Consider the following 19,713-nt stretch of genomic DNA (forward strand, 5'->3'; position numbering starts at 1 on the left):
GGAGAGTGTGGCGCCCGGCGTGCCTCGAATCCTCAAATCCCCAGCATCATCTTCGCGATGATGTCGCGCTGAATCTCGGACGTGCCGCCGAAGATCGTGTAGGCCCGGCCGTTGAGATATTCCGGCACCACCGTCAGCATGTCCTCGGGTATCGCCGGCTCGTGGTTGAGCTTGTAGAGCGGGCGCATCGGCTCGACGGCGAGGGCGTCGTGGCCGATCACGTCGGCGCCCAGCCGTGTCACGGCCTGGCGGATCTCGCTGTTGCGCAGCTTCAGGATCGACGACACCGCGCCGGGATTCTGTCCGGTCTGGAGCGCCGAGAGCACGCGCAGCTCGGTCATCTCCAGCGCGTCGATGTCGACCTCGACCTCCGAAATGCGCGTCGCGATGTCAGGACTGTCGATCGCGCGGCCGGTCAGGTCCGACTCGGCAAGGTCCGCGATCGCCTTCAGCCCTTCGCGCAGCTTGGCGGAGGCGATGCCCGAGCCGCGCTCGAATTCGAGCAGGTACTTGCCGTAGGTCCAGCCCTTGCCTTCCTCGCCGACCCGATTGGCCATGGGCACGCGCACGTCGTCAAAGAACACCTGGTTGACCTCGTGGTCGCCGCCGATGGTGAGGATCGGGCGCGTCGTGATGCCCGGCGTCTTCATGTCGATCAGGATGAAGCTGATGCCGTCCTGCTGCCGCGGCCCGTCGCTGGTGCGCACCAGCGCGAACATGCGGTTGGCGTGGTGGGCATGCGTGGTCCAGATCTTGGTGCCGTTGATGATGTAGTGGTCGCCGTCGCGCACCGCGCGCGTCTTCAGCGAAGACAGGTCGGAGCCGGAGCCCGGCTCGGAGTAGCCCTGGCACCAATAATCCTCGCCGGAGAGAATCCGCGGCAAATAGAAGTTCTTCTGCTCAGGGCTGCCGAAGCCGATGATGACGGGCCCGACCATCTTTACGCCCATGACATTCACATTGGGCACGCCGGCGCGCGCGGATTCGGTCTCGAAAATCCAGCGCTGTGCCGGCGTCCAGTCCGGCCCGCCAAATTCGACCGGCCAGCCCGGTGCGCCCCAGCCCTGCCTGTGCAGCGCGCGCTGCCAGGCCATGCCGATATCAGGATCGGAGAATACCGAGGGCGTCAGCGCGGTCGCGCGCTTCATCTCCTCGGTGAGATTTTTGGCGATGAAGCCGCGCACCTCGTCCTGGAAGGCGCGCTCCTCGGCATTGAACGACAGGTCCATGATGCGCTCCTTTCGGTTCAGGCCGGCACGCCGGCGCGGCCAAGCCGGGCGTGGCGGGCATAGTGGTGCGCGCTGCCGCCGAACAGCGTGTCGAAGGCGACCAGCCGCTTGAAATAGGCGCCGACCTCGAGCTCCTCGGTGACGCCCATGCCGCCGTGAAGCTGGATCGACTGCTCGCCGACGAAGCGCGCACATTTGCCGATCTTCGCCTTTGCGCCCGACGCGGCCCGTGCGCGCTCGGTCGGCGTGCTGTCTGCCTTCAGCGCGGCGCGCAGCGCCATCGAGCGCGCCTCGTCCACCTGCATCGCCATGTCGGCGAGGCGGTGGCGGATCACCTGGTTGGCGGACAGCGGCCGGCCGAACTGCTTCCGGATCTTGGTGTATTCCAGCGTCGTCTCCAGCAGCATCTGCATGATGCCGACGGCTTCCGCGCCGAGCGCGGCCATGGCGCGATCGACGGCCCATTCGATTGCGGGCAGCGCATCCTTGCCGTCGCCGAGCAGGGCGTCCTCAGGAAGATGCACGTCGGGCAGCTCGATATTGCAGGCGCGCCCGCCGCCAAGCCGCGGATAGTCGGAGATTGAAAGGCTTGGCGCCGTTGCCGGCACCAGGAACAGGCCGATCCGCCCCGATGGCCCCCGATGATCGTGAATATGCGCGGAGACGATGATCTCGTCGGCGGCATGACCGTCGAGCACGGCGATCTTGCTGCCGGCAAGACGCCAGCCCTGCGCGGTCTTGTTGGCTGCGGTCGCAACTTTGGCGAGATCGAACCGCGCTGCGCGTTCGGAATGCGCAAGCGCCAGCTTCAACGACCCGTCCGCGATCTTCGGCAGGCTCGCCTGCTTCTGCGCCGTGCTGCCGCATCTGTCGATCAGCGCGGCTCCGAGCACGACCGTCGCGACATAAGGCTCCGACACCAGCCCGCGGCCGAAGGCTTCCATCAAGATGCCGATCTCGACCGCACCACCGCCGAGCCCATCAAACTGCTCCGGGATCGGCAACGCCAACCAGCCGAGCTCAGCAAACTGCGTCCATACCGCCGGGCTGAAGCCGAGCGGATCGTTCACCATCTTGCGGCGATGATCGGCATCGTAGCTCTCGGCCACGAAGCGTTCCGCGCTTTCGCGCAGCAGCCGTTGCTCGTCGCTCAGATTGAGGTCCATCGCGTCTACTCCGCGGCCGCCGGCGGCTTGCGCACGGAGGGATGCAGGCCCGATGGATCGACGATCATGCCGAACTCCTGAAGGTTATGGGCGTGACAGAGCTGATGCAGGGCAAAGGCCTGGTCGATTGCAGCCGGCTGGCCCATCACATCGACCGAACGATTGACCGCCTCCTTGGTCAGCTTCAGCGCGAAGGACGGCTTTGATGCGATCCGGCGCGCCAGCTCCAGCACGCGCGATGACAACTCCGCGCGTGGCACGACCTGATTGACCATGCCGAGCTGATGCGCCTCCTGCGCGCTCCAGCTGTCGGCCGTGAACAGGAATTCCTTGGCCTTGCGCGGCCCGAGCTCCCAAGGATGCACGAACCATTCGACGCCGCAGACGCCCATGGCGACCACGGGATCGCAGAACTGCGCATCGTCGCTGGCGACGATGAGGTCGCAGGCCCAGGCCAGCATCAAGCCGCCGGCGATGCACTTGCCGTGCACCTCGGCGATAACAGGCTTTGCCAGATTGCGCCAACGGCGCGTGATCTGGAGATATATTTCCTGCTCGCGCGCGAAGCGGCCGTGCGCGTTGGCTTCGGCGAAGCCGCCCCAATTTCCGATCGGCGGAAAATCGACGCCCGCTTCATTCTTGCCGCCCGGGCGCAAATCGTGGCCCGAGGAGAAATGCGGCCCGTTGCCGGCAAGGATGATCACCTTGACCGTGTCGTCCTGCACCGCGGCATCGAAGGCAGCGTTGAGGTCGTAGGTCATTTGCAGGTTCTGCGCGTTGCGCGCATCGGGCCGGTTCATGACGACCCGGGCAATCGCCGGCTCCGGCCGCTCCACGAGGATGGTCTCGAACGAGGACATCGCGTTCCCCCTGGCGTTTCCGTTTGGTCTTATTGTTTCGTTGAGTTGACTATGTTGGCCGGTGATAGGCAAGGGGCTTGCGTCAATCGGCTGCTTTTCGCGCCGCCAGCACAAGATGTCTGGCACCGCGCGCGTTCAATCTGATAGTTTGCGCCGGATTCCACCGGGAGAAATTTTGATGCGCAAGATCCTGACCGTGCTGGCGGCGCTGGCCTCGCTCAGCCTCACCAATTGTGGCTACAACGCGATCCAGAGCGAGGACGAGCAGATCAAGGCCAACTGGTCCGAGGTCGTGAACCAGTATCAGCGCCGCGCCGATCTCGTGCCCAACCTCGTCAACTCGGTGAAGGGCTTTGCCCAGCAGGAGAAGGACGTGCTGCTCGGCGTGACCAATGCCCGCGCCAAGGTCGGCAGCATCCAGGCAACGCCGGAGGTGCTGAACGACCCCGCGGCCTTCCAGAAGTTCCAGGCCGCCCAGGGCGAACTCTCCAGCGCGCTGTCGCGCCTCCTGGTCGTCACCGAGAACTACCCGCAGCTCAAGTCGGACGCGCTGTTTAAAGATCTGATGTCCCAGCTCGAGGGCACCGAGAACCGCATCACGGTGGCGCGCAACCGCTACATCAAGGCGGTGCAGGATTACAACGTCACCATCCGCTCGTTCCCGACCAACCTCACCGCGATGACGTTCGGCTACAAGGAGAAGCCGAACTTCTCGGTCGAGAACGAGAAGGAAATCTCGACCGCGCCGAAGGTCGATTTCAATCCTGCGCCCGCGCCATCGAAGTAAGTGCGTTCGCCTCTCATGCGCGCCACGCCCATCACTGTCATTCCCCGCGGAAGCGGGGAATCCAGTACGCCGCGGCCTTTCCGTATCTCGCTGCCGTCTCTGGAATACTGGATCGCCCGGTCAAGCCGGGCGATGACACTGAGTGTGTGGTTCGTCTTCGCACTCCTCCTCACCTCAGCGTTTCCCGCCTTCGCCGACGTCGCGGTGCCGCAGCTGACCGGCCGCGTGGTCGACCAGACCGGCACGCTCTCCAGCGGCGACATTGCTGCGCTCACGCAAAAACTGCGCAACTTCGAGACGCGCAAAGGCAGCCAGGTCGCCGTCCTGATCGTGCCGTCCACGCAGCCGGAAACGATCGAGCAGTTCTCGATCCGGGTTGCGGAGGCCTGGAAGGTCGGCCGCAAGAAGGTCGACGATGGCGCGATCCTCGTCGTTGCCAAGAACGACCGGCATTTGCGCATCGAGGTCGGTTACGGCCTCGAAGGCGCGCTCACCGACGTCACCTCGCGGCGGATCATCGACGAGATCATCACACCGAAATTCAGAACGGGCGATTTCAGCGGCGGCATCTCGGATGGCGTTGATCGCATGATCCGCGTCATCGACGGCGAGCCGCTGCCGGTTCCCTCGCCCAGCGTGAATTTCGGCAATCTGGACGATATCGGGCCGCTCTTCTTCGTGACGGTGTTCGCCTCGATCGGGGTCGGCGGGTTCTTCCGGGCCATGCTGGGGCGGCTGCTCGGATCATTGGCGACCGGGGGCATCATCGCAGCATTGACCTGGCTCATTCTCGGTTCTTTCGGGCTTGCCATGGTGCTCGGCGTCGCCGGCTTCATCATCGGATTCATCGCCGATGTGGTTTCCGCGATGGGACCAAGTACGGGGTCGTCGCGTCGGGGCTCGTGGTCGAGCGGATCCTCGGGAGGCGGCTGGAGCAGCGGCTCGTCGTCCAGCGACAGCGGCAGCTTCAGCGGCGGTGGTGGCAGTTTTGGCGGCGGCGGCGCCTCGGGGAGCTGGTAGCGGTCATGAGCATCAAGCGCATTGCCAGACATCTGGTGCAGCATCATTGGCGGGCAAAGCGGATTTTTCCGCCAAAGGTGCTCACCCGCATCGAGCAGGCGATCAAGCAGGGTGAGACCACCCATTCCGGCCAGGTCCGCTTCGTCGTCGAAGGCGCGCTCGACGGCGGCCCCCTGTTCCGCAACCAGCCGGCGCGCGAGCGCGCGCTCGACGTGTTCTCGCATTTGCGCATCTGGGACACCGCGCACAACAACGGCGTCCTCATCTATCTCCTGCTCGCCGATCGCGACGTCGAGATCATCGCCGACCGCGGCATCGACGCGAAGGTGGGGGCGACGGGCTGGGAGACCATCTGCCGCGCGATGGAGGCGGAGTTCAGGTCCGGCCAGTTCGAGCGCGGCGTGATCGAAGGCATCGCAGCCGTGTCGCGCGAGCTGGCAGAGCATTTTCCTCCGCAGGGCCCGCATCGCAACGAGCTGCCGGATGCGCCCGTGACGATGTGAGCGCCTGCCAGTAATCCGCACGCCGTCATTGCGAGCTACGCTCGCAATGACGAGGTCGAGATTGCGCGCCCAACTCTCTCACCGTCACCCCCGCGCAACCGCGAAGCGGTTGTCGCTCGAGGCGGCCGCTTCTTCGGCTGTCCTCGAAGGGCGGCGGCCCGACCGTTGCCCTGCCGTTCATCTTCCCCTGGTTACAAATTGTTTCACGCCCGCCACACCGGTTCCACTTTCCCGGCCAAATTCGGCCCCTGATGACTTCCTAAAATTTCGGTAAGCGGGTCCGAAGGTAAGGATTTCGCAAGCAATGAAAGTTACCAAAAGGTCAATCCAGCGTGGAGTATTTGAGCCGTGAGCGAACCAATGGTTGAGCAGGCTGCCCAAGAGACCGGCGAACAGACGAGCGTCGAAGCCGCCGCGACCGCGCCGCAGGCCGTCGAGGCTGCCGGCATCGACGCCCCCTCGATCGCGCCCGACCACGAGGCGCCGCCCAAGCCTGATCCAGTCACGCCGGACGCCCCCAGGGTCGAACCGCCCAGGATCGAAGCCTCGCGGATCGAGGTGCCGAAGTTCAGCGCCACGCCGCAGGCTGAATCCAGGCCCGAGCCGAAGCCCGGCAAGCTCATCGTCATGCCCCCCTCGGATCGCGCCTGGGACCGCGAGGATTTCGCCCCGCACATGAAGGCCGACGAGCCGCGCGAGGCCGGCGGCAAGCGCCGCCTTTCAGCGATGGCCGCGGTGGTGGCGATTGCCGCCAGCGTCGGCGCGATCAGCGGCGCGCTCGCGACCGCCGGCATGATGCACTTTGCAGCTCCGGTTCCGGCGCCAGCGCACGTCGCCGGCACCAGCGCGCTCGATGCCTCCGTAGCGCGGATCGATGCCGACCTCGTCGCGCTCAAGGCGAATGTCGAGCACACCTCCAAGACCGGTCTCAACCAGTTCAACCGGGCCAACGACCGTCTCGACAAGCTCGAGAAGGCGCAGGCCGAGCCGATGGCCAGGATCGCAAAACTGTCCGAGACCGTGGACAAGCTCCGTGCCACGCCGCCCGCAGCCCCCGCGCAGGCTGCCGCCGCACCCGCCAGGGAGACCACCGGCTCGATCGCGCCGACCCAGGTTGCGACCGCTGCCGCCGCACCGGCTCCGGTGCCCGCCGCGCCCAAGACCGAGGTCGGCCGGCTCCCGACGATCGAGGGCTGGGTCCTGCGCGACGTCGCCAATGGCGGCGCGCTGATCGAGGGCCGGGGCGGCCTTTACGAGGTTTATGCCGGCGATCCCATTCCCGGCGTTGGCCGCGTCGATGCGATCCGCCGCCAGGACGGCCGCTGGGTGGTTGTCACCAGCAAGGGCCTGATCGTCGCGCGCTAAGCTGTCGGAATTCGACTTTCGAAGAGGCGCTTCACCACCATGTGAAGCGCCTTTTTGCTTGAATAGGGGTCCTTGCGCGGTGTTACTGAAGGCATGAGCCGCGTGTTGCGAATTCTCCTTGCTGTCGTCGTGCTTCTTGGTGGCGCCATGTCGCTATCGGCAGCGGAGAATGCACAGCTGGCGCGCGGCACGGCGATCACCGATCCGGATGTCCTGCGCAAGCTCGACCAGAACGATGCGCTCACGATCTCGCGCCTGCTATGGCCGGAGCGCAACGCGAACTTTCCGCTCACGAACGATCTCCTGTTCTCGTTGCTGCCGCAGCTTGCGCCAATTCCGCCGGCAATCGACGCGGAGTTCGATCGCTACATCGCGGGGCATAAGGCGACATGGTCGAGCGAGACCATCGGCGTCGGCGAGGGCCTTGACGTGCAGCTGTTCGATCGGGCCGCGCTGAAATCCCCCAACACGCGTTTCGTGCTGGCCGGCATCGTCAACCGCATGGACCGCGCCTATGTCGCGGAGGATTCCTGCGGCGAGATCCGCCTGATCTATCGGCTCACCCGTTTCGACGCCGCACCGGACGGGAGCAAGACTGCGACGCGCCTGCCGATGACGTTCAACCTGGTGCTGAAGGCGCGCGATGCCCGCCAGATCGCCTCGAACGGCAAGCCGGTCACCTGCGCCGATGTCGCGCGGCGCTGGCTCGACAATGGCGACTGGCAGGGGCTGATCGGCGGCAGCTTCTATCCTTACGATGCCATGCTCGATCGCATCGAGACCAACATCCAGGTCTCGATCGCGCCGAAATCGGCGCTGCACGACTTCCGCTCGGACTATTTGCTCAAGGTGTTCAAGTACGACGCCGCGACGAAGACGTTCGAGGAATCGACGCTGGAGAACCAGATCGATCGCGACCGGATTTTTGCGGACAATGATCTCCGGCGCGACTTCAAAGAGTGGCTGCTCGCGCCCGACCATCTGCGCGAGTTCGATCGCGGCACGGTGCTGATCCCCGAGAAGTTTTTGGCCAAGGCCGCGGTGGTGCCGACACCGGCCGGCCTCGATGCCTCCGCGTTGCAGCCGGAGTTCGGCATGATGCAAGGCGAGGGCAAGGACAATCCCGTCTTCACGGACAGCGATGTGGTTAGCGCGTTGAAGCAAGCGACCGCGCGCGGTGACATGCAGAACATCCGCTCGGTCGCGGGCTTCCAGCGCCGTCTCAACGACGTCACTTGCGCCGGCTGTCACCAGACCCGCGGCATCGGCGGCTTCCATTTTCCGGGCGTGGATTGGCTGGCGGACAAGCCGTCCAATGCCACCATCGTGCCGGCCTCGCCGCATTTCCTTGGCGACCAGCTTCGCCGTCGCGACATCCTGACCGCGTTCGCGGCCGGACAGCGGCCTGATTTCTCACGCGGATTCGCCAGCCGGCCGCAGACCCGCGGCAGCCAGGAACTGGCCGGCACCGAATATCAGGACGGCTGGGGAGCGCATTGTTCCTTGCAAGATGCGGGATCGGGAACGCTCGACAAGAGTTTTACGTCATGGAGCTGTGCCAAAGGTCTGACCTGTCAGGCCGCCGCGGCCTCGCGCCGCATCGGCATGTGCTTCATCAAGACACGTTAGCGCGTCCTAGCCCACCGCCCCGTTTGACCGCAGCTGCTTGATCGCTGCCTCGTCGTATCCCGCTCCGCGCAAGATCTCGTCACTGTGCTCGCCGACGCCGGGCGGCTTGCGCGGCTGCACCTTCTTGGTGCCGTCGACCCAGATCGGGCTGGAGATGGTGAGCATGGTGTCGTTCTCGAACGGCACCAGCACTTCGTTGTCCAGCATCTGCTTGTCGTTCGGGATGTCGTCCAGAATGCCGACGATGCCGAACACGAGGCCGTTGCCGTCGAGGATCTTGCGCCATTCGGCAAGGTCCTTGGTGGCGAAAGTCTCGTCGAAAATCTTGATCAGCTCGACCGAGCGGGCGTGGCGGTCGGGTTTGGTGGCAAAACGTGGATCGGTGATCAGGTCTTCGCGGCCAAGGCACTTGGCCAGCGTCGGAAACTGCTTCTCCTCGCTCAGCAGCGACAGGATCAGCCAGCGGCCGTCCTTGCATTGGTAGTGGTTGGCGACCGCATTCAGCGCGCGCTCGCGCGGGCGCCGCTCGCCGAACTTGGCGCCGCAGAGTTTTGCCTGCGCCAGCACGCTCGCCGCCCACACCCCGTTCGCCATCAGGTTGGAAGCGACATGCGAGCCCCTGCCGGTCTTCTCGCGCTGATAGAGCGCGGTGACGATCGCGCTGTACAACGCCATCGCGCAGGGGTGGTCGCCCATGCCGGCGACCGAGCGGGCCGGCGTCGTATCGGTATCGGCGCGAACGAGGTCCATCAGGCCGGAGCGCGCCCAATAGGCGTTGCTGTCGAAGCCGGGCTTGTTGGCTTCCTCGCCCTTCTCGCCATAGCCGGTGAACGAGGCGTAGATCAGCCGGTCGTTGAGATGGGCGAGGTGGTCATAGGTGATGCCGAGCTTGGTGCGCACCGGCGGCGGCATGTTGGTGATGAAGACGTCGGTCTCTTCGACCAGCTTGTAGAGCACCGCCTGCGCCTCCGGCTTGGAGAGATCGAGCGCGAGGCTCTTCTTGTTGCGGGCCTCCAGCAGCCAGGCGAAATTGTGCTCGCCGGTCGGGTAGCCCGGCAGGTTGGGCAGGTTGCGGTAGGGGTCGCCGGCGCCGGGCGGCTCGATCTTGATGACGTCGGCACCGAAATCCGACAGCACGGTCGCGGCCGCGGGCGCTGCGATGAAGCTCGCGCAGTCCAGAACCTTCAGCCCCGCAAAAATGCCCTTGTCCATCGCGGCGTTGCTCCCTCGCTCTTGTTGTTTCCCGCGCGCTGGAATTGGCGCGGGCCGGATCAAGGCTGCATTAGACCGATGTTTCGGCGGGATGCAACGCTCCTTCCGGGACTCACTCCTCCCCAGCCAGCAGGGCAGCATTGCCGCCGGCCGCAGCCGTGTTGATCGTCACGGTCTGCTCGGTGGCAAAGCGCGCGAGGTAGTGCGGGCCGCCGGCCTTCGGGCCGGTTCCGGACAGGCCGTTGCCGCCGAACGGCTGCACGCCGACCACGGCGCCGATCATGTTGCGGTTGACGTAGATGTTGCCGACCTGGACGCGGTCGATGATCGCCTCGATGCTGTCGTCGATGCGGGAGTGGACGCCGAGCGTGAGCCCGTAGCCGGTGCGCTCGATCGCCCGCAACACGCGTTCGAGGTTCTCGGGCCGATAGCGCACGACATGCAGGATTGGGCCGAACACTTCCTCGGTGAGCTGGCCGGCCTCCGTGAGCTCGAAGATGTGCGGCGCGACGAAGCAGCCCTCCGGCGCGGGACCGGCAAAGTGCAGCCGCGCCTCCGTCTTCATCCGCGCGATATGCGCATCGAGGCGCTGCTTGGCCTCAACGTCGATCACCGGCCCGACATGGGTTGCGACATCACTGGGGTCGCCGATCTTCAGTTCCCGCGCGGCACCCGCGACCATCTCGATCATGCGGTCGGCGACGTCCTCCTGCACGAACAGCAGCCGCAGTGCCGAGCAGCGCTGGCCGGCGGAACGGAACGCGGAGGTGACAACGTCGTCGGCGACCTGCTCCGGCAGCGCGGTGGCATCGGCGATCATGGCGTTGATGCCGCCGGTCTCCGCGATCAGCGGCACGATCGGCCCATCCTTGGCCGCGAGCGCCCGGTTGATGCTGCGGGCGACCTCGGTCGAGCCGGTGAAGACGACGCCGGCGATGTCGGGATGCGCGGTCAGCGCCGCGCCGATGCGGCCGTCGCCGGTGACGAGATGCAGCGCGCTCTTGGGGATGCCGGCCTCGTGCAGCAGGGCTACGGCCTCGCGCGCGATGCGCGGCGTCTGCTCGGCGGGTTTTGCGACAACGCTGTTGCCGGCCATCAGCGCCGCCGTGACCTGGCCGAGGAAGATCGCCAGCGGGAAATTCCACGGCGAGATCGCCACGAAGACGCCGCGGCCGCGCATGGTGAGCGCGTTGCTCTCGCCGGTCGGGCCTGGCATCGCCGTCTCGCTGCCGAACAGCTTGCGGCCCTGCGCGGCATAGTAGCGGCAGAAGTCGGTGGCCTCGCGCAGCTCCGAGAGCGCATCGTCGAGCGTCTTGTCGCCCTCCCGCTGCAATAGCGCGATGAAATGGGCGCTACGGCTCTCCAACAGGTGCGCGGCCTGCTCCAGCGCCGCCGCGCGTGTGCCCGCGGGCGTCCGGCTCCAGCCGGCGAAACCCGCGCGCCCTGCGGCCACCGCTGCATTGGCATGGTCCAGCGTTGCGTCGGCGATCGGCTTGAGGTCGGCTGTCTCGGCCTTGACGTCGGTCAGCAGCTGGTCGAGCGCGGTGCGCGCGCCGAACTCGACGCCGCGCGAATTGCGCCGCTCCGGCGCAAACAGATCGCAGGGGAGCGGAATCCTGGGATGCGCCGCCGCCTGCGGCCGGACGATCGCATCCGCCGGACGCTGCAACAGCGCCGGGACCGGGACGCGATAATCGGCTGCCTGCGCCACGAAGGAGGAGTTGGCGCCATTCTCCAGCAGGCGCCGCACCAGATAGGCGAGCAGGTCGCGATGGCTGCCGACCGGGGCGTAGGTGCGGTAGGCGATGTCTGCGTGATCCTTGGCGAGCTGCTCGTAGAGCGCCTCGCCCATGCCGTGCAGGCGCTGGAATTCGAAGCCGCTGCTGCCCTCGGCCATCTCCAGCACGGTCGCGACCGTCAGCGCGTTGTGGGTGGCGAATTGCGGGAAGATGCGTGGCCGCAGGGCCAGCAGCTTCGAGGCGCAGGCGACGTAGTTCAGATCCGTCATCGCCTTGCGCGTGAACACGGGATAGCCGTCGAGCCCGCGCTCCTGCGCGCGCTTGATCTCGGTGTCCCAATAGGCGCCCTTGACCAGCCGCACCATCAGCTTGCGGTCATGGGCGCGGGCGAGCGCGTCGACATAGTCGATCACTGCGCTGGCGCGCTTCTGATAGGCCTGGATCGCGAGCCCAAAACCGTCCCAGCCCTTGAGCGAGGGATCGGCCAGCGTTGCTGCGATCACGTCGAGCGACAATTCCAGCCGGTCCGCTTCTTCGGCATCGACGGTGAAGTTGAGATCATGCGCCTTGGCGCGCTGCGCCAGATCGAGCAGCTGCGGCACCAGCTCGACCATCACGCGCGCGCGGCTGATCGCCTCGAAGCGCGGATGCAGCGCCGAGAGCTTGACGGAGATGCCGGGCCGGTCGGGCAGGGCATGGTTGCCGGCCGCCTTGCCGATCGTCTCGATCGCGCTGGCATAGGCGTCGAAATAACGCCTGGCGTCCGCCGCGGTGCGCGCGCCTTCGCCGAGCATGTCGAAGGAGTAGCGCGTCTTCTGGCCAGAGCGCGGCTTACCCCGCTCCAGCGCCTGCTCGATGGTCTCACCCAGCACGAAATGATTGCCCATCAGCCGCATCGCCTGGCGCGTGGCGGTGCGCACCGCCGGCGCGCCGAGCCGCTTCACCAGCCGGCCGATGGTGCCGTCAGGCGTCTCGCCGGGCTGGATCACCCGCGCCGACAGGCCGAGCGCCCAGGCCGAGGCGTTGACCAGGAAGGCGGTGGACTTGGTCTCGTGATGGATGAAGTCGCCCTCGCCGAGCTTGTCCTCGATGAACTGGTCGGCGGTGCGCGCGTCCGGCACGCGCAACAGCGCCTCCGCCAGCACCATCAGTGCGAGGCCTTCCTTGGTCGAGAGCGCGAACTCCCGCAGCATGTCCTCGACCCCGCCGAGCCGGTCGTCGCGCTTGCGGATCGCCTCGATCAGCCGTGTCGCGGTGCGGTCGATCCGCGCCTCCTGCGGCGGGCTGAGATGCGACGCCGGTAACAGGCGCGCGGCGATCTCGGCATCATCGGGCGCGTAGGGGGCGGTGAAGGGGGGCGGGATGTTCGGCATGGCGTGTCCTGTGGCTCAAATCCAGGATAAGGCCCGCGTTACCGGAGTTCGATAGACAAGTTAGCCGATTTGCCTTAGAAAATGAAGATAGATGCCACTATAGCCAGATAAAATATGGAACTTGATCGATTAGACCGGAGAATCCTCTCGATTTTGCAGGAGGATGGGCGAATCGCCAATGTCGAGCTCGCCGAACGCATCGGCTTGTCGCCGACATCGATCGGCGAGCGGCTGAAGCGCTTGCAGCGCGAGGGTTTTGTCGAAGGCTACGGCGCGCGACTCAATCCGCACCGGCTCGGCCTCGGGCTACTGGTGTTCGTCGAGGTGCTGCTCGACAAGACGACGCCCGACAATTTCGAGCGCTTTGCGCGCGCGGTGAAACTCGCGCCGGAAGTCCTGGAGTGTCACATGGTTGCCGGCGGCTTCGACTATCTTGTGAAGGCGCGGCTTGCGGACATGACAGCGTATCGGCGTTTCCTCGGCGAGACCCTGCTGTCGATGCCGGGCGTGCGCGAGACGCGGACCTATGCGGTGATGGAGGAGATCAAGCGCGACGCACCGTTGCCGGTGGGCTAGGGAAGTGCCGTCGCGATTGTCATTGCCGTGGCGTTGAATGAGCGGTCTTCGCGGGAAAAATAGCTATCCGTGTGCAGTCGCAACGCCCGTCGTCGAATGCACTGGCCGTCTTCTAAATTTTCTTGGCCTCGCTCCCGGATTTGATCCGGGAGGCAGCGAAACGCTGGCGGGCTTATACTTTGAGGTTTTCTGCGGAGGTCTTGCCCCGGTTTGCGATCTCTTCGTATTCAACCGTCTGTCCCTCGTTGAGGGTCGACAGACCGGCTTTCTGCACTGCCGAGATATGCACGAACACATCCTTGCCACCCGACGCAGGCTGGATAAATCCATAACCCTTCGTCGGGTTGAACCACTTGACCGTACCTTTAGCCATCACGACTTCTCCGCGGGTCTTCCTCCGAGATCTCGAACCGCCAGTCCCCGCCAACCGGCCGGTTCGGTCCTAACAGGATACGCGGATTGTGGCAGGCTTGGTAGCTCAAACCACATCAGCCTTTTGCCGAATTCCGCTCAACTTCGCGGCGTTTTTGCCGGTTTTGCCCGTTTCGCGGTCAATTGGCCCGCGCTCTGTCAATACGTCGCGGCCAGGTAATCGACGATCTTGCCGACATCGGCATCGTCGATCGGTGCGCCATAGACCTTGATCATCTTGGTCACCTCGGCCTGCCAGAAGCCCTTCTTGTCCTTCATCGGCGGCTGCGTGTTGATGTAGTCGGCCGAGTGGCAGGCGCTGCAATTGCCTTGCACGACCTCGAGATTGGGGCCGGGCTTGAAGGCGGCGACCTCGTCCGGCAGCTGGTAATTGACGGGCGCCGCAGTCGCGGCAGTGATGCCGGCGGCGAGAGCGAGCGAGATGGCGAGGAGAACGGTGCGCTGCATGATCATGCTCCCTCAGGCCACGCTGACGCGGACGGTTTCGACGACGTTGCGCAAATAACCCGCCGGGTTCCAGCGCGGCTGATCCGGTTGGGTCTCGCCGCCATTGCCGGTGGCGCGGACCTTGAGCTCAACGGTGCCGGCCGCGAGCTTCACCGGCAGCTTCCATTCGCGGAAGGAGTATTTGCCGAGATCCTTGCCGAGCTTCGCGCTCGTCCAGGTCTTGCCGCCGTCGGTGGAGACCGCAACGTCCTTGATGCCCTTGCCGCCGTCGAAGGCGATGCCGCGCAGCGTCGTAGCTCCCGCCTTCAGCTTGGCGCCGTCAGGCACGCTGGTAATGAAGGAGCGGATGGTGAAACGGTTGATCGGGATCGTCGCCTTCGGCGTGGTGCCCGGCTCGACGGCGTTGTTCGGCGTATCGGGAATGCGATAGGCCGACTTCATCCAGAAGCCGTCATAGACATTGTCGATGACGGTGATCTCGTTGAGGTGCTTGACCCAGTAGGTGCCGTAATAGCCGGGCACGATCAGGCGCAGCGGAAAGCCGTTGAGGAACGGCAGATCCTCGCCGTTCATGCCGTAGGCCAGCATCACCTCGCCGTCGCTGGCGTGATCGATGTCGAGCGCCTTGACGAAGTCAGGCGTCTTGTCGCTGGCCGGGCCGTCCATGCCGTTGAACGTGACCTGCTTGGCGCCGCTCTGCACGCCTGCCATATCGAGCACGGTCTTCAGCGGCACGCCGCGCCAGCGTGCATTCCCCATCGCGCCGTTGGCGAGCTGGCCGCCGGCGACACGCGGCTCGAAGAAGCCGCGGCTGTTGCCGGAGCACTGGTTGACGGCGACGATCTCGGTCGCCTTCATTTTGCGGATGTCCTTGAGCGACAGCTTGAGCGGCTTGTCGACCTTGCCCTTGATCTCGAGCGTGAACTTGTCGGGGTCGAGATTGTAGGGCAGGTCGGAGAGATGATAGCGCACGAAGAATGCGTTGTTCGGCGTGATCGGGCCGTCGTTGAACACCGCGAACGGGGTCTCGAGTTGCGGCGGCCGGCTGGTCAGGCCGATCATCGGCCGCTTCTGCGGATATTTCACCAGCGGCCGTTCGCCGTTGGCGAAGGGCAGGGTGACGGTGTCCAGCGCCAGCGCTTTGGTTGAATTCAGTGTGGCCGCCATGGCGGCAAGCCCCGCTCCCTTGAGCAGGTCGCGTCGATCGAACATCTGGTCCCCTCCCGGAGCTTTTCGTTGGCTCGCGGTCATCACCGCGATCCTGCATTCATCTGTCGCAACGATGCCGATGAAGTCAATTCGTGCTTTCGCAGCAGGCCCATGCCGCTGCGTTGCAGCAAGCCGGTGTTGCGTTCGTAATGAGAGTCGAGCTGTCGCCGCGACGGTGGTGCGCTCCACCTCTCCCGCTTGCGGGAGAGGTCGCGCCGAAGGCGCGGGTGAGGGCTCTTTCCTCTAGGGGACTGTCCCGTTGCGGAGACACCCTCTCCCCAACCCTCTCCCGCAAGCGGGAGAGGGAGCGCACCGCGCTCGTTGTTGTCTTACGCCGCCACCCGCGCGCCGCGATCGACCAGCATCGCCAGCTCCCTGGCGTCCGCAACCACGCGCACGGCCATCGGCTCGTCGCGGCCGCGGATCGCGACCTCCTGCTGCGGCAGCACGTCGTCGGCGAGGCCCGCGGTGCGGCGGACCTCCTCCGAGACGATGGCCTCGCAGGCCAGCGTCTTGGTCATGTCCTGGAGGCGGGCGGCGACGTTGACGGCATCGCCCAGCGCCGTGAAAACGATGTGATCGCGATAGCCGATGTCGCCGATGATGACCTCGCCGCCGTGAATGCCGATGCCGAAGCGGATCGGCTGGCGCAGATCGTGGCTCAGGAGCTCGTTGAGTTCGTCGATATGCGTGGCGATGCCTGCGGCGGCTTTCAGCGCCTGCCGGCAGGCCTCTTGCGGATCGGCTGACAGCCCGAACAGCGCCAGCATGCCGTCGCCGATGAACTGGTTCGGCTGGCCGCCGTTCTCGACCACGGCCTGCGAGACCGCGCCGAGGAAACGGTTGACGATGAAGACGGTGTCGAATGGCAGCCGCTTTTCGGCCAGCTGCGTCGAGCCGCGCATGTCCACGAACAGGCTGACGAGATAGCGCTCCTGGCCGATCCTGGCGGGCGTCGAGGCCTGCCCGCTCGCTGAGAGCGTATGGGCCGTGAAGAGCTGGAAGAAGGAGAGATCCGACGTCGGCCGCAGCTGGCAGGCGAGGCGGATCGAAGGGTCGGTGGCACCGACACGGGTGAGCACGAAGGCCTCGCGCTGTGACGGCTCGGGCAGGGCGCCATGATCGCCGATGATGCGGATGCGGCAGGTCGAGCAGCGGGCGCGGCCGCCGCAGACGCTGGCATGCGGCACATTGTGGCGCAGGCTCGCTTCCAGCACGGAGAGGCCCTTGGGGACCCGCACGGTCTTGCCGTTGCCGTAGGACAGCGCGATCATGCCGCCGCGCCGCTCGCGCAAGGCGCGCACGCCGCGTGCGGCCAGCGCCAGTCCGAGCAGGCCGACATAGCCGATGGTGAGGCCGCCGGTGATGCGGTCGAGCGTGTCGGCTTCCGCGACGGTGCCGACCTGGCGGCGGGTGAGATTGTGCGTGCGCCATTCCCCGTCGTCGGCTTCGATCGCGACGCTGCGGCCGCCCTGATAGACGCCGAGCAGCGCCAGCGTCGGGATCAGCACTGCGGCCGCGAGCAGATAGGGCGCGGCGCGCGTGAAGAATGGCTTGAGGCGGAGCCAGAAATAAATGCCGATGCAGCCGTGGATCCAGGCGATGATCAGCAGGATCGTCATGGTCCAGATGCGGTTCGACGCGACGAAGAACAGGTAGAGTTCCTGCGGATAGAGTTTTTGGTGTCCGTACAGCGTCTGGCCGAGCCGCACACCGATCACGTGCGCCATGACCAGGGCGGGGATGCTCAAGCCCAGCACGAGCTGGAGCGGCTCGATCGTTCGCCAGCGGAACTGCCGCCGCTGATACAGCGCATAGATGCCGAGCCCCATATGGGTGAGCGCGGCGGCGTAGAACACGATCGCGACCGGCAGGAACTGCCAGAATGCGGTGTGGTAGTAGACCCCGACCTCCATGGCATCGACCGAGACGTTGCCGAGCGCATGGTTGAGGAAATGGCTGATCACATAGGAGAACAGGATGACGCCGCAGACAAGCCGCACCTGCCGCACGCTGGTCGCGCGGACGAGTTCGGGCATGTGGACAGGAGCGGTGGCCATGATTCGGTTGTATCAGTTCATGAAGGAGAACAGCCAGCCTAGCGTTTAATTCCAGCGGTGGACAGTTTTCGGGATCACATGCGCGGCAAGGTTACGAAACCGTAGGGTGGGCAAAGGCGCGCTGCCGCGGTCAGCCTCCGCTGTCGTCCCGGACAAGCGCGCCCACAGGCGCGCGCCGATCCGGGACCCCCGCGCGAGCGCTTGCGCTCGTCGCGATACCACAGGGAGTAGTTGCGGGCAGGCTGGTAACTCCGAGTCTTCGCCAAACCCCTCCCTGTGGGTATGGGTCCCGGATCTGCACTCGCTTCGCTCGTTGGTCCGGGACGACAGCAGATGGCGGCAATATCCCCCACATTGACTCCCCCTCCCAAGTCGGGGAAAAGCGCGGCCGTGACGATCGCTCCCGACATCTCCGCGAAGCCAGACGGCGCCGAACGCCGTCTCATCCTTGCTGCCGTGCTCGTCATCGCCGCGATGACGCTGCTGCGCATCGTCTACGCCTCCGCGATCGAGCTGCGCACCGACGAGGCCTACTACTGGACCTGGTCGAAGGAGGCGGCGCTCAGCTTCCTCGATCATCCCCCGGGCATCGCCTGGCTCATCCGTTTCGGCACCGCGATCTTCGGTGACACTGCGCTCGGCGTTCGTTTCGGCGGCATCGTCGCGATGTTGGTGACGCAACTCCTGCTCGCCGACATCGTCCGCCGCCTCACCCATGATGCGCGTGCGGTCGTGTTGGCGGTGCTGATGCCGGAGGCTGCGCTCTACTACGGCCTCTTGATGGCCAAGGTCGCCCCCGACGTCGCGATGATCCCGTTCGCGGTGGCGATGATGTGGTCGCTGGTGCGGCTGGCGCAGAGCCATGATGGACGCTGGTGGCTGGCGGCCGGCCTGTTCGCCGGGCTGGCGATGCTGTCGAAATTCACCGTGATCATGTTCGCGCCGGCGGTGGCCGCTTTTCTTCTCGTGCCGGATTGGCGCTGGCGCTGGCTGCGCAGTCCTTACCCTTATCTGGCCGTGCTGGTTGCGATCGCCGTGTTCTCGCCGGTGCTGATCTGGAATGCGCAGCATGACTGGGCCTCGTTCCGGTTCCAGGGCGTGCGCGCCACCGCCAATTACGGCATCTCGCTCCGCACCGTCGGTGACTACATCGGCCTGCAATTCGGTCTCGTCGGCTTCGTCATGTTCCCGGTGGTACTGTCGGGCCTCGTGATCACGGCATGGCGCGGCTATCGCTCGCGCGAGCCGGTCGCGATCCTGCTGTCCACCGCGGTGCTGGTGCCGTTCCTCTATTTCCTCGCGAAATCGCTGACGCTCCGGGTCGGCGACACCTGGCCGATGTTCATGTGGCCGGTCGGCTTCGCCGCGGCCGCGGTGAACCTCGTCATGCTGCCGCGTGAAAAATGGTCGGCGCGGATGATCCGGTCGAGCCTGTTCTGGGCGAATACGGCGATCGTCTCGGGCATCGCCTTCGTCGTCATCGTGTTCCTCTACTACGTCGCCGCGCCCTGGAATTTCCTCGGCAAGATCGATCCGATCGGCGCCGAAGCCGGCTACGAGCAGGTTGCAGCGCGCGCGCAGGCTGCGCTGGACGAGACCGGCGCGACCTGGATCGCGACCACGGACTACCGCACCTATGCCATGATGCGCTGGCTGTTCAGGGGCCGCGTGCCTGTCATCGAGATCAACGAGCGCGGCCGCTTCCAGGATTTCCGCGATCCCGGCATCGATCGGATCAAGGGCCGCGCCGGCATCTATGTCGGGCGCGAGCCCGACAATCGTTTATCGCTGTGGGAGGACATTCCCGCGAAGCGCGAGCAGCTCGGTCGGGTCGAACGCCGCTGGCGCGGTGTTCTGACCGATACCTACGTGCTTGAAAAGCTCACCGGCTGGACCCCGGAGCTGTCCCCGCCGAAGGATTCGCCGCTGTTCCAGTGGCGCGTGCTGGCTTTCCTCTCCCTCTCCCCGCTCTTGTCCGCCGAAGCCTTGGCGAAGGCCGATGCGCGACGAGCTTCGCTCGCGCTGAGAGGGTTGGGGTGAGGGGGAGTCTCCGCGGGGGAGGTGACAGTTGGACTCGCGGAGAGTCCCCCTCCCCCGGATCGCATC

16 protein-coding genes are annotated in these 19,713 nt (G+C 65.6%); 7 read left to right on the plus strand and 9 right to left on the minus strand.

Features of this window, described 5'->3' with window-relative positions:
* Nucleotides 1–32: 32 nt before the first annotated feature.
* From AAFG50_RS07655 to AAFG50_RS07665, 3 genes are read right to left on the minus strand one after another with little or no spacing between them, the layout of a single operon-like run.
* On the minus strand, nt 33–1,229 hold the full coding sequence (locus AAFG50_RS07655) for an acyl-CoA dehydrogenase family protein (protein ID WP_028172925.1): 1,197 nt from the start codon (nt 1,227–1,229) through the stop codon (nt 33–35).
* A 17-nt stretch (nt 1,230–1,246) separates the two neighbouring features.
* Nucleotides 1,247–2,395, minus strand: coding sequence for an acyl-CoA dehydrogenase (locus tag AAFG50_RS07660; protein ID WP_028172926.1), 1,149 nt, complete (start codon nt 2,393–2,395; stop codon nt 1,247–1,249).
* Nucleotides 2,396–2,400: 5 nt separating this feature from the next.
* Nucleotides 2,401–3,255, minus strand: a complete 855-nt coding sequence (locus AAFG50_RS07665) for an enoyl-CoA hydratase (protein ID WP_028172927.1) — start codon at nt 3,253–3,255, stop codon at nt 2,401–2,403.
* A gap of 178 nt (nt 3,256–3,433) precedes the next feature.
* On the opposite strand from AAFG50_RS07665, the gene AAFG50_RS07670 reads away from it, so the two are divergent.
* The 5 genes from AAFG50_RS07670 to AAFG50_RS07690 all read left to right on the plus strand — a co-directional run bounded on the left by AAFG50_RS07670 (nt 3,434) and on the right by AAFG50_RS07690 (nt 8,559).
* Complete coding sequence (locus tag AAFG50_RS07670; RefSeq protein WP_028172928.1) at nt 3,434–4,042, plus strand: LemA family protein; 609 nt, start codon at nt 3,434–3,436, stop codon at nt 4,040–4,042.
* A 132-nt stretch (nt 4,043–4,174) separates the two neighbouring features.
* Complete coding sequence (locus AAFG50_RS07675; protein WP_028172929.1) at nt 4,175–5,062, plus strand: YgcG family protein; 888 nt, start codon at nt 4,175–4,177, stop codon at nt 5,060–5,062.
* Nucleotides 5,063–5,067: 5 nt separating this feature from the next.
* Nucleotides 5,068–5,565, plus strand: a complete 498-nt coding sequence (locus AAFG50_RS07680; RefSeq protein ID WP_028172930.1) for a TPM domain-containing protein — start codon at nt 5,068–5,070, stop codon at nt 5,563–5,565.
* Nucleotides 5,566–5,925: 360 nt separating this feature from the next.
* Nucleotides 5,926–6,930 (plus strand): hypothetical protein, encoded by a 1,005-nt coding sequence (locus AAFG50_RS07685; RefSeq protein ID WP_028172931.1) that lies wholly within the window; start codon nt 5,926–5,928, stop codon nt 6,928–6,930.
* A gap of 93 nt (nt 6,931–7,023) precedes the next feature.
* Complete coding sequence (locus AAFG50_RS07690) at nt 7,024–8,559, plus strand: hypothetical protein (protein WP_028172932.1); 1,536 nt, start codon at nt 7,024–7,026, stop codon at nt 8,557–8,559.
* A 6-nt stretch (nt 8,560–8,565) separates the two neighbouring features.
* Here the strand turns inward: AAFG50_RS07690 and AAFG50_RS07695 are convergent, their stop codons facing one another.
* Both AAFG50_RS07695 and putA read right to left on the minus strand, forming a co-directional pair.
* Complete coding sequence (locus tag AAFG50_RS07695) at nt 8,566–9,771, minus strand: CoA transferase (protein WP_028172933.1); 1,206 nt, start codon at nt 9,769–9,771, stop codon at nt 8,566–8,568.
* A gap of 112 nt (nt 9,772–9,883) precedes the next feature.
* Nucleotides 9,884–12,883 (minus strand): bifunctional proline dehydrogenase/L-glutamate gamma-semialdehyde dehydrogenase PutA, encoded by a 3,000-nt coding sequence (gene putA, locus AAFG50_RS07700; protein ID WP_028172934.1) that lies wholly within the window; start codon nt 12,881–12,883, stop codon nt 9,884–9,886.
* Between the two features lie 114 nt (nt 12,884–12,997).
* Between putA and AAFG50_RS07705 the strand changes: the two genes are divergently transcribed.
* Nucleotides 12,998–13,459, plus strand: a complete 462-nt coding sequence (locus tag AAFG50_RS07705) for an Lrp/AsnC ligand binding domain-containing protein (protein ID WP_011089995.1) — start codon at nt 12,998–13,000, stop codon at nt 13,457–13,459.
* Between the two features lie 172 nt (nt 13,460–13,631).
* Here the strand turns inward: AAFG50_RS07705 and AAFG50_RS07710 are convergent, their stop codons facing one another.
* The 4 genes from AAFG50_RS07710 to AAFG50_RS07725 form a co-directional block, all read right to left on the minus strand.
* Complete coding sequence (locus AAFG50_RS07710) at nt 13,632–13,832, minus strand: cold-shock protein (protein WP_008563500.1); 201 nt, start codon at nt 13,830–13,832, stop codon at nt 13,632–13,634.
* A 197-nt stretch (nt 13,833–14,029) separates the two neighbouring features.
* Nucleotides 14,030–14,338, minus strand: coding sequence for a sulfite:cytochrome C oxidoreductase subunit B (locus AAFG50_RS07715; protein ID WP_028172935.1), 309 nt, complete (start codon nt 14,336–14,338; stop codon nt 14,030–14,032).
* A 12-nt stretch (nt 14,339–14,350) separates the two neighbouring features.
* The gene (locus tag AAFG50_RS07720) at nt 14,351–15,550 is read right to left on the minus strand and encodes a molybdopterin-dependent oxidoreductase (RefSeq protein WP_028172936.1); all 1,200 of its coding nucleotides are present in this window, start codon (nt 15,548–15,550) and stop codon (nt 14,351–14,353) included.
* A gap of 326 nt (nt 15,551–15,876) precedes the next feature.
* Nucleotides 15,877–17,607: an adenylate/guanylate cyclase domain-containing protein gene (locus AAFG50_RS07725; RefSeq protein ID WP_028172937.1), complete on the minus strand. Its 1,731-nt coding sequence runs from the start codon at nt 17,605–17,607 to the stop codon at nt 15,877–15,879.
* Between the two features lie 474 nt (nt 17,608–18,081).
* Between AAFG50_RS07725 and AAFG50_RS07730 the strand changes: the two genes are divergently transcribed.
* Nucleotides 18,082–19,647: a glycosyltransferase family 39 protein gene (locus AAFG50_RS07730; RefSeq protein WP_231166711.1), complete on the plus strand. Its 1,566-nt coding sequence runs from the start codon at nt 18,082–18,084 to the stop codon at nt 19,645–19,647.
* Nucleotides 19,648–19,713: the final 66 nt, after the last annotated feature.

This window comes from Bradyrhizobium sp. B039, from assembly GCF_038965675.1.
Taxonomy (GTDB): Bacteria; Pseudomonadota; Alphaproteobacteria; order Rhizobiales; family Xanthobacteraceae; genus Bradyrhizobium; species Bradyrhizobium diazoefficiens.

Coding starts and splice junctions, on each gene's coding strand:
- AAFG50_RS07655 (WP_028172925.1), bottom strand. CDS start 1,229: ATGGACCTGTCGTTCAATGCCGAGGAGCGCGCCTTCCAGGACGAGGTG.
- AAFG50_RS07660 (WP_028172926.1), bottom strand. CDS start 2,395: ATGGACCTCAATCTGAGCGACGAGCAACGGCTGCTGCGCGAAAGCGCG.
- AAFG50_RS07665 (WP_028172927.1), bottom strand. CDS start 3,255: ATGTCCTCGTTCGAGACCATCCTCGTGGAGCGGCCGGAGCCGGCGATT.
- AAFG50_RS07670 (WP_028172928.1), top strand. CDS start 3,434: ATGCGCAAGATCCTGACCGTGCTGGCGGCGCTGGCCTCGCTCAGCCTC.
- AAFG50_RS07675 (WP_028172929.1), top strand. CDS start 4,175: ATGACACTGAGTGTGTGGTTCGTCTTCGCACTCCTCCTCACCTCAGCG.
- AAFG50_RS07680 (WP_028172930.1), top strand. CDS start 5,068: ATGAGCATCAAGCGCATTGCCAGACATCTGGTGCAGCATCATTGGCGG.
- AAFG50_RS07685 (WP_028172931.1), top strand. CDS start 5,926: ATGGTTGAGCAGGCTGCCCAAGAGACCGGCGAACAGACGAGCGTCGAA.
- AAFG50_RS07690 (WP_028172932.1), top strand. CDS start 7,024: ATGAGCCGCGTGTTGCGAATTCTCCTTGCTGTCGTCGTGCTTCTTGGT.
- AAFG50_RS07695 (WP_028172933.1), bottom strand. CDS start 9,771: ATGGACAAGGGCATTTTTGCGGGGCTGAAGGTTCTGGACTGCGCGAGC.
- putA (WP_028172934.1), bottom strand. CDS start 12,883: ATGCCGAACATCCCGCCCCCCTTCACCGCCCCCTACGCGCCCGATGAT.
- AAFG50_RS07705 (WP_011089995.1), top strand. CDS start 12,998: ATGGAACTTGATCGATTAGACCGGAGAATCCTCTCGATTTTGCAGGAG.
- AAFG50_RS07710 (WP_008563500.1), bottom strand. CDS start 13,832: ATGGCTAAAGGTACGGTCAAGTGGTTCAACCCGACGAAGGGTTATGGA.
- AAFG50_RS07715 (WP_028172935.1), bottom strand. CDS start 14,338: ATGCAGCGCACCGTTCTCCTCGCCATCTCGCTCGCTCTCGCCGCCGGC.
- AAFG50_RS07720 (WP_028172936.1), bottom strand. CDS start 15,550: ATGTTCGATCGACGCGACCTGCTCAAGGGAGCGGGGCTTGCCGCCATG.
- AAFG50_RS07725 (WP_028172937.1), bottom strand. CDS start 17,607: ATGGCCACCGCTCCTGTCCACATGCCCGAACTCGTCCGCGCGACCAGC.
- AAFG50_RS07730 (WP_231166711.1), top strand. CDS start 18,082: ATGACGCTGCTGCGCATCGTCTACGCCTCCGCGATCGAGCTGCGCACC.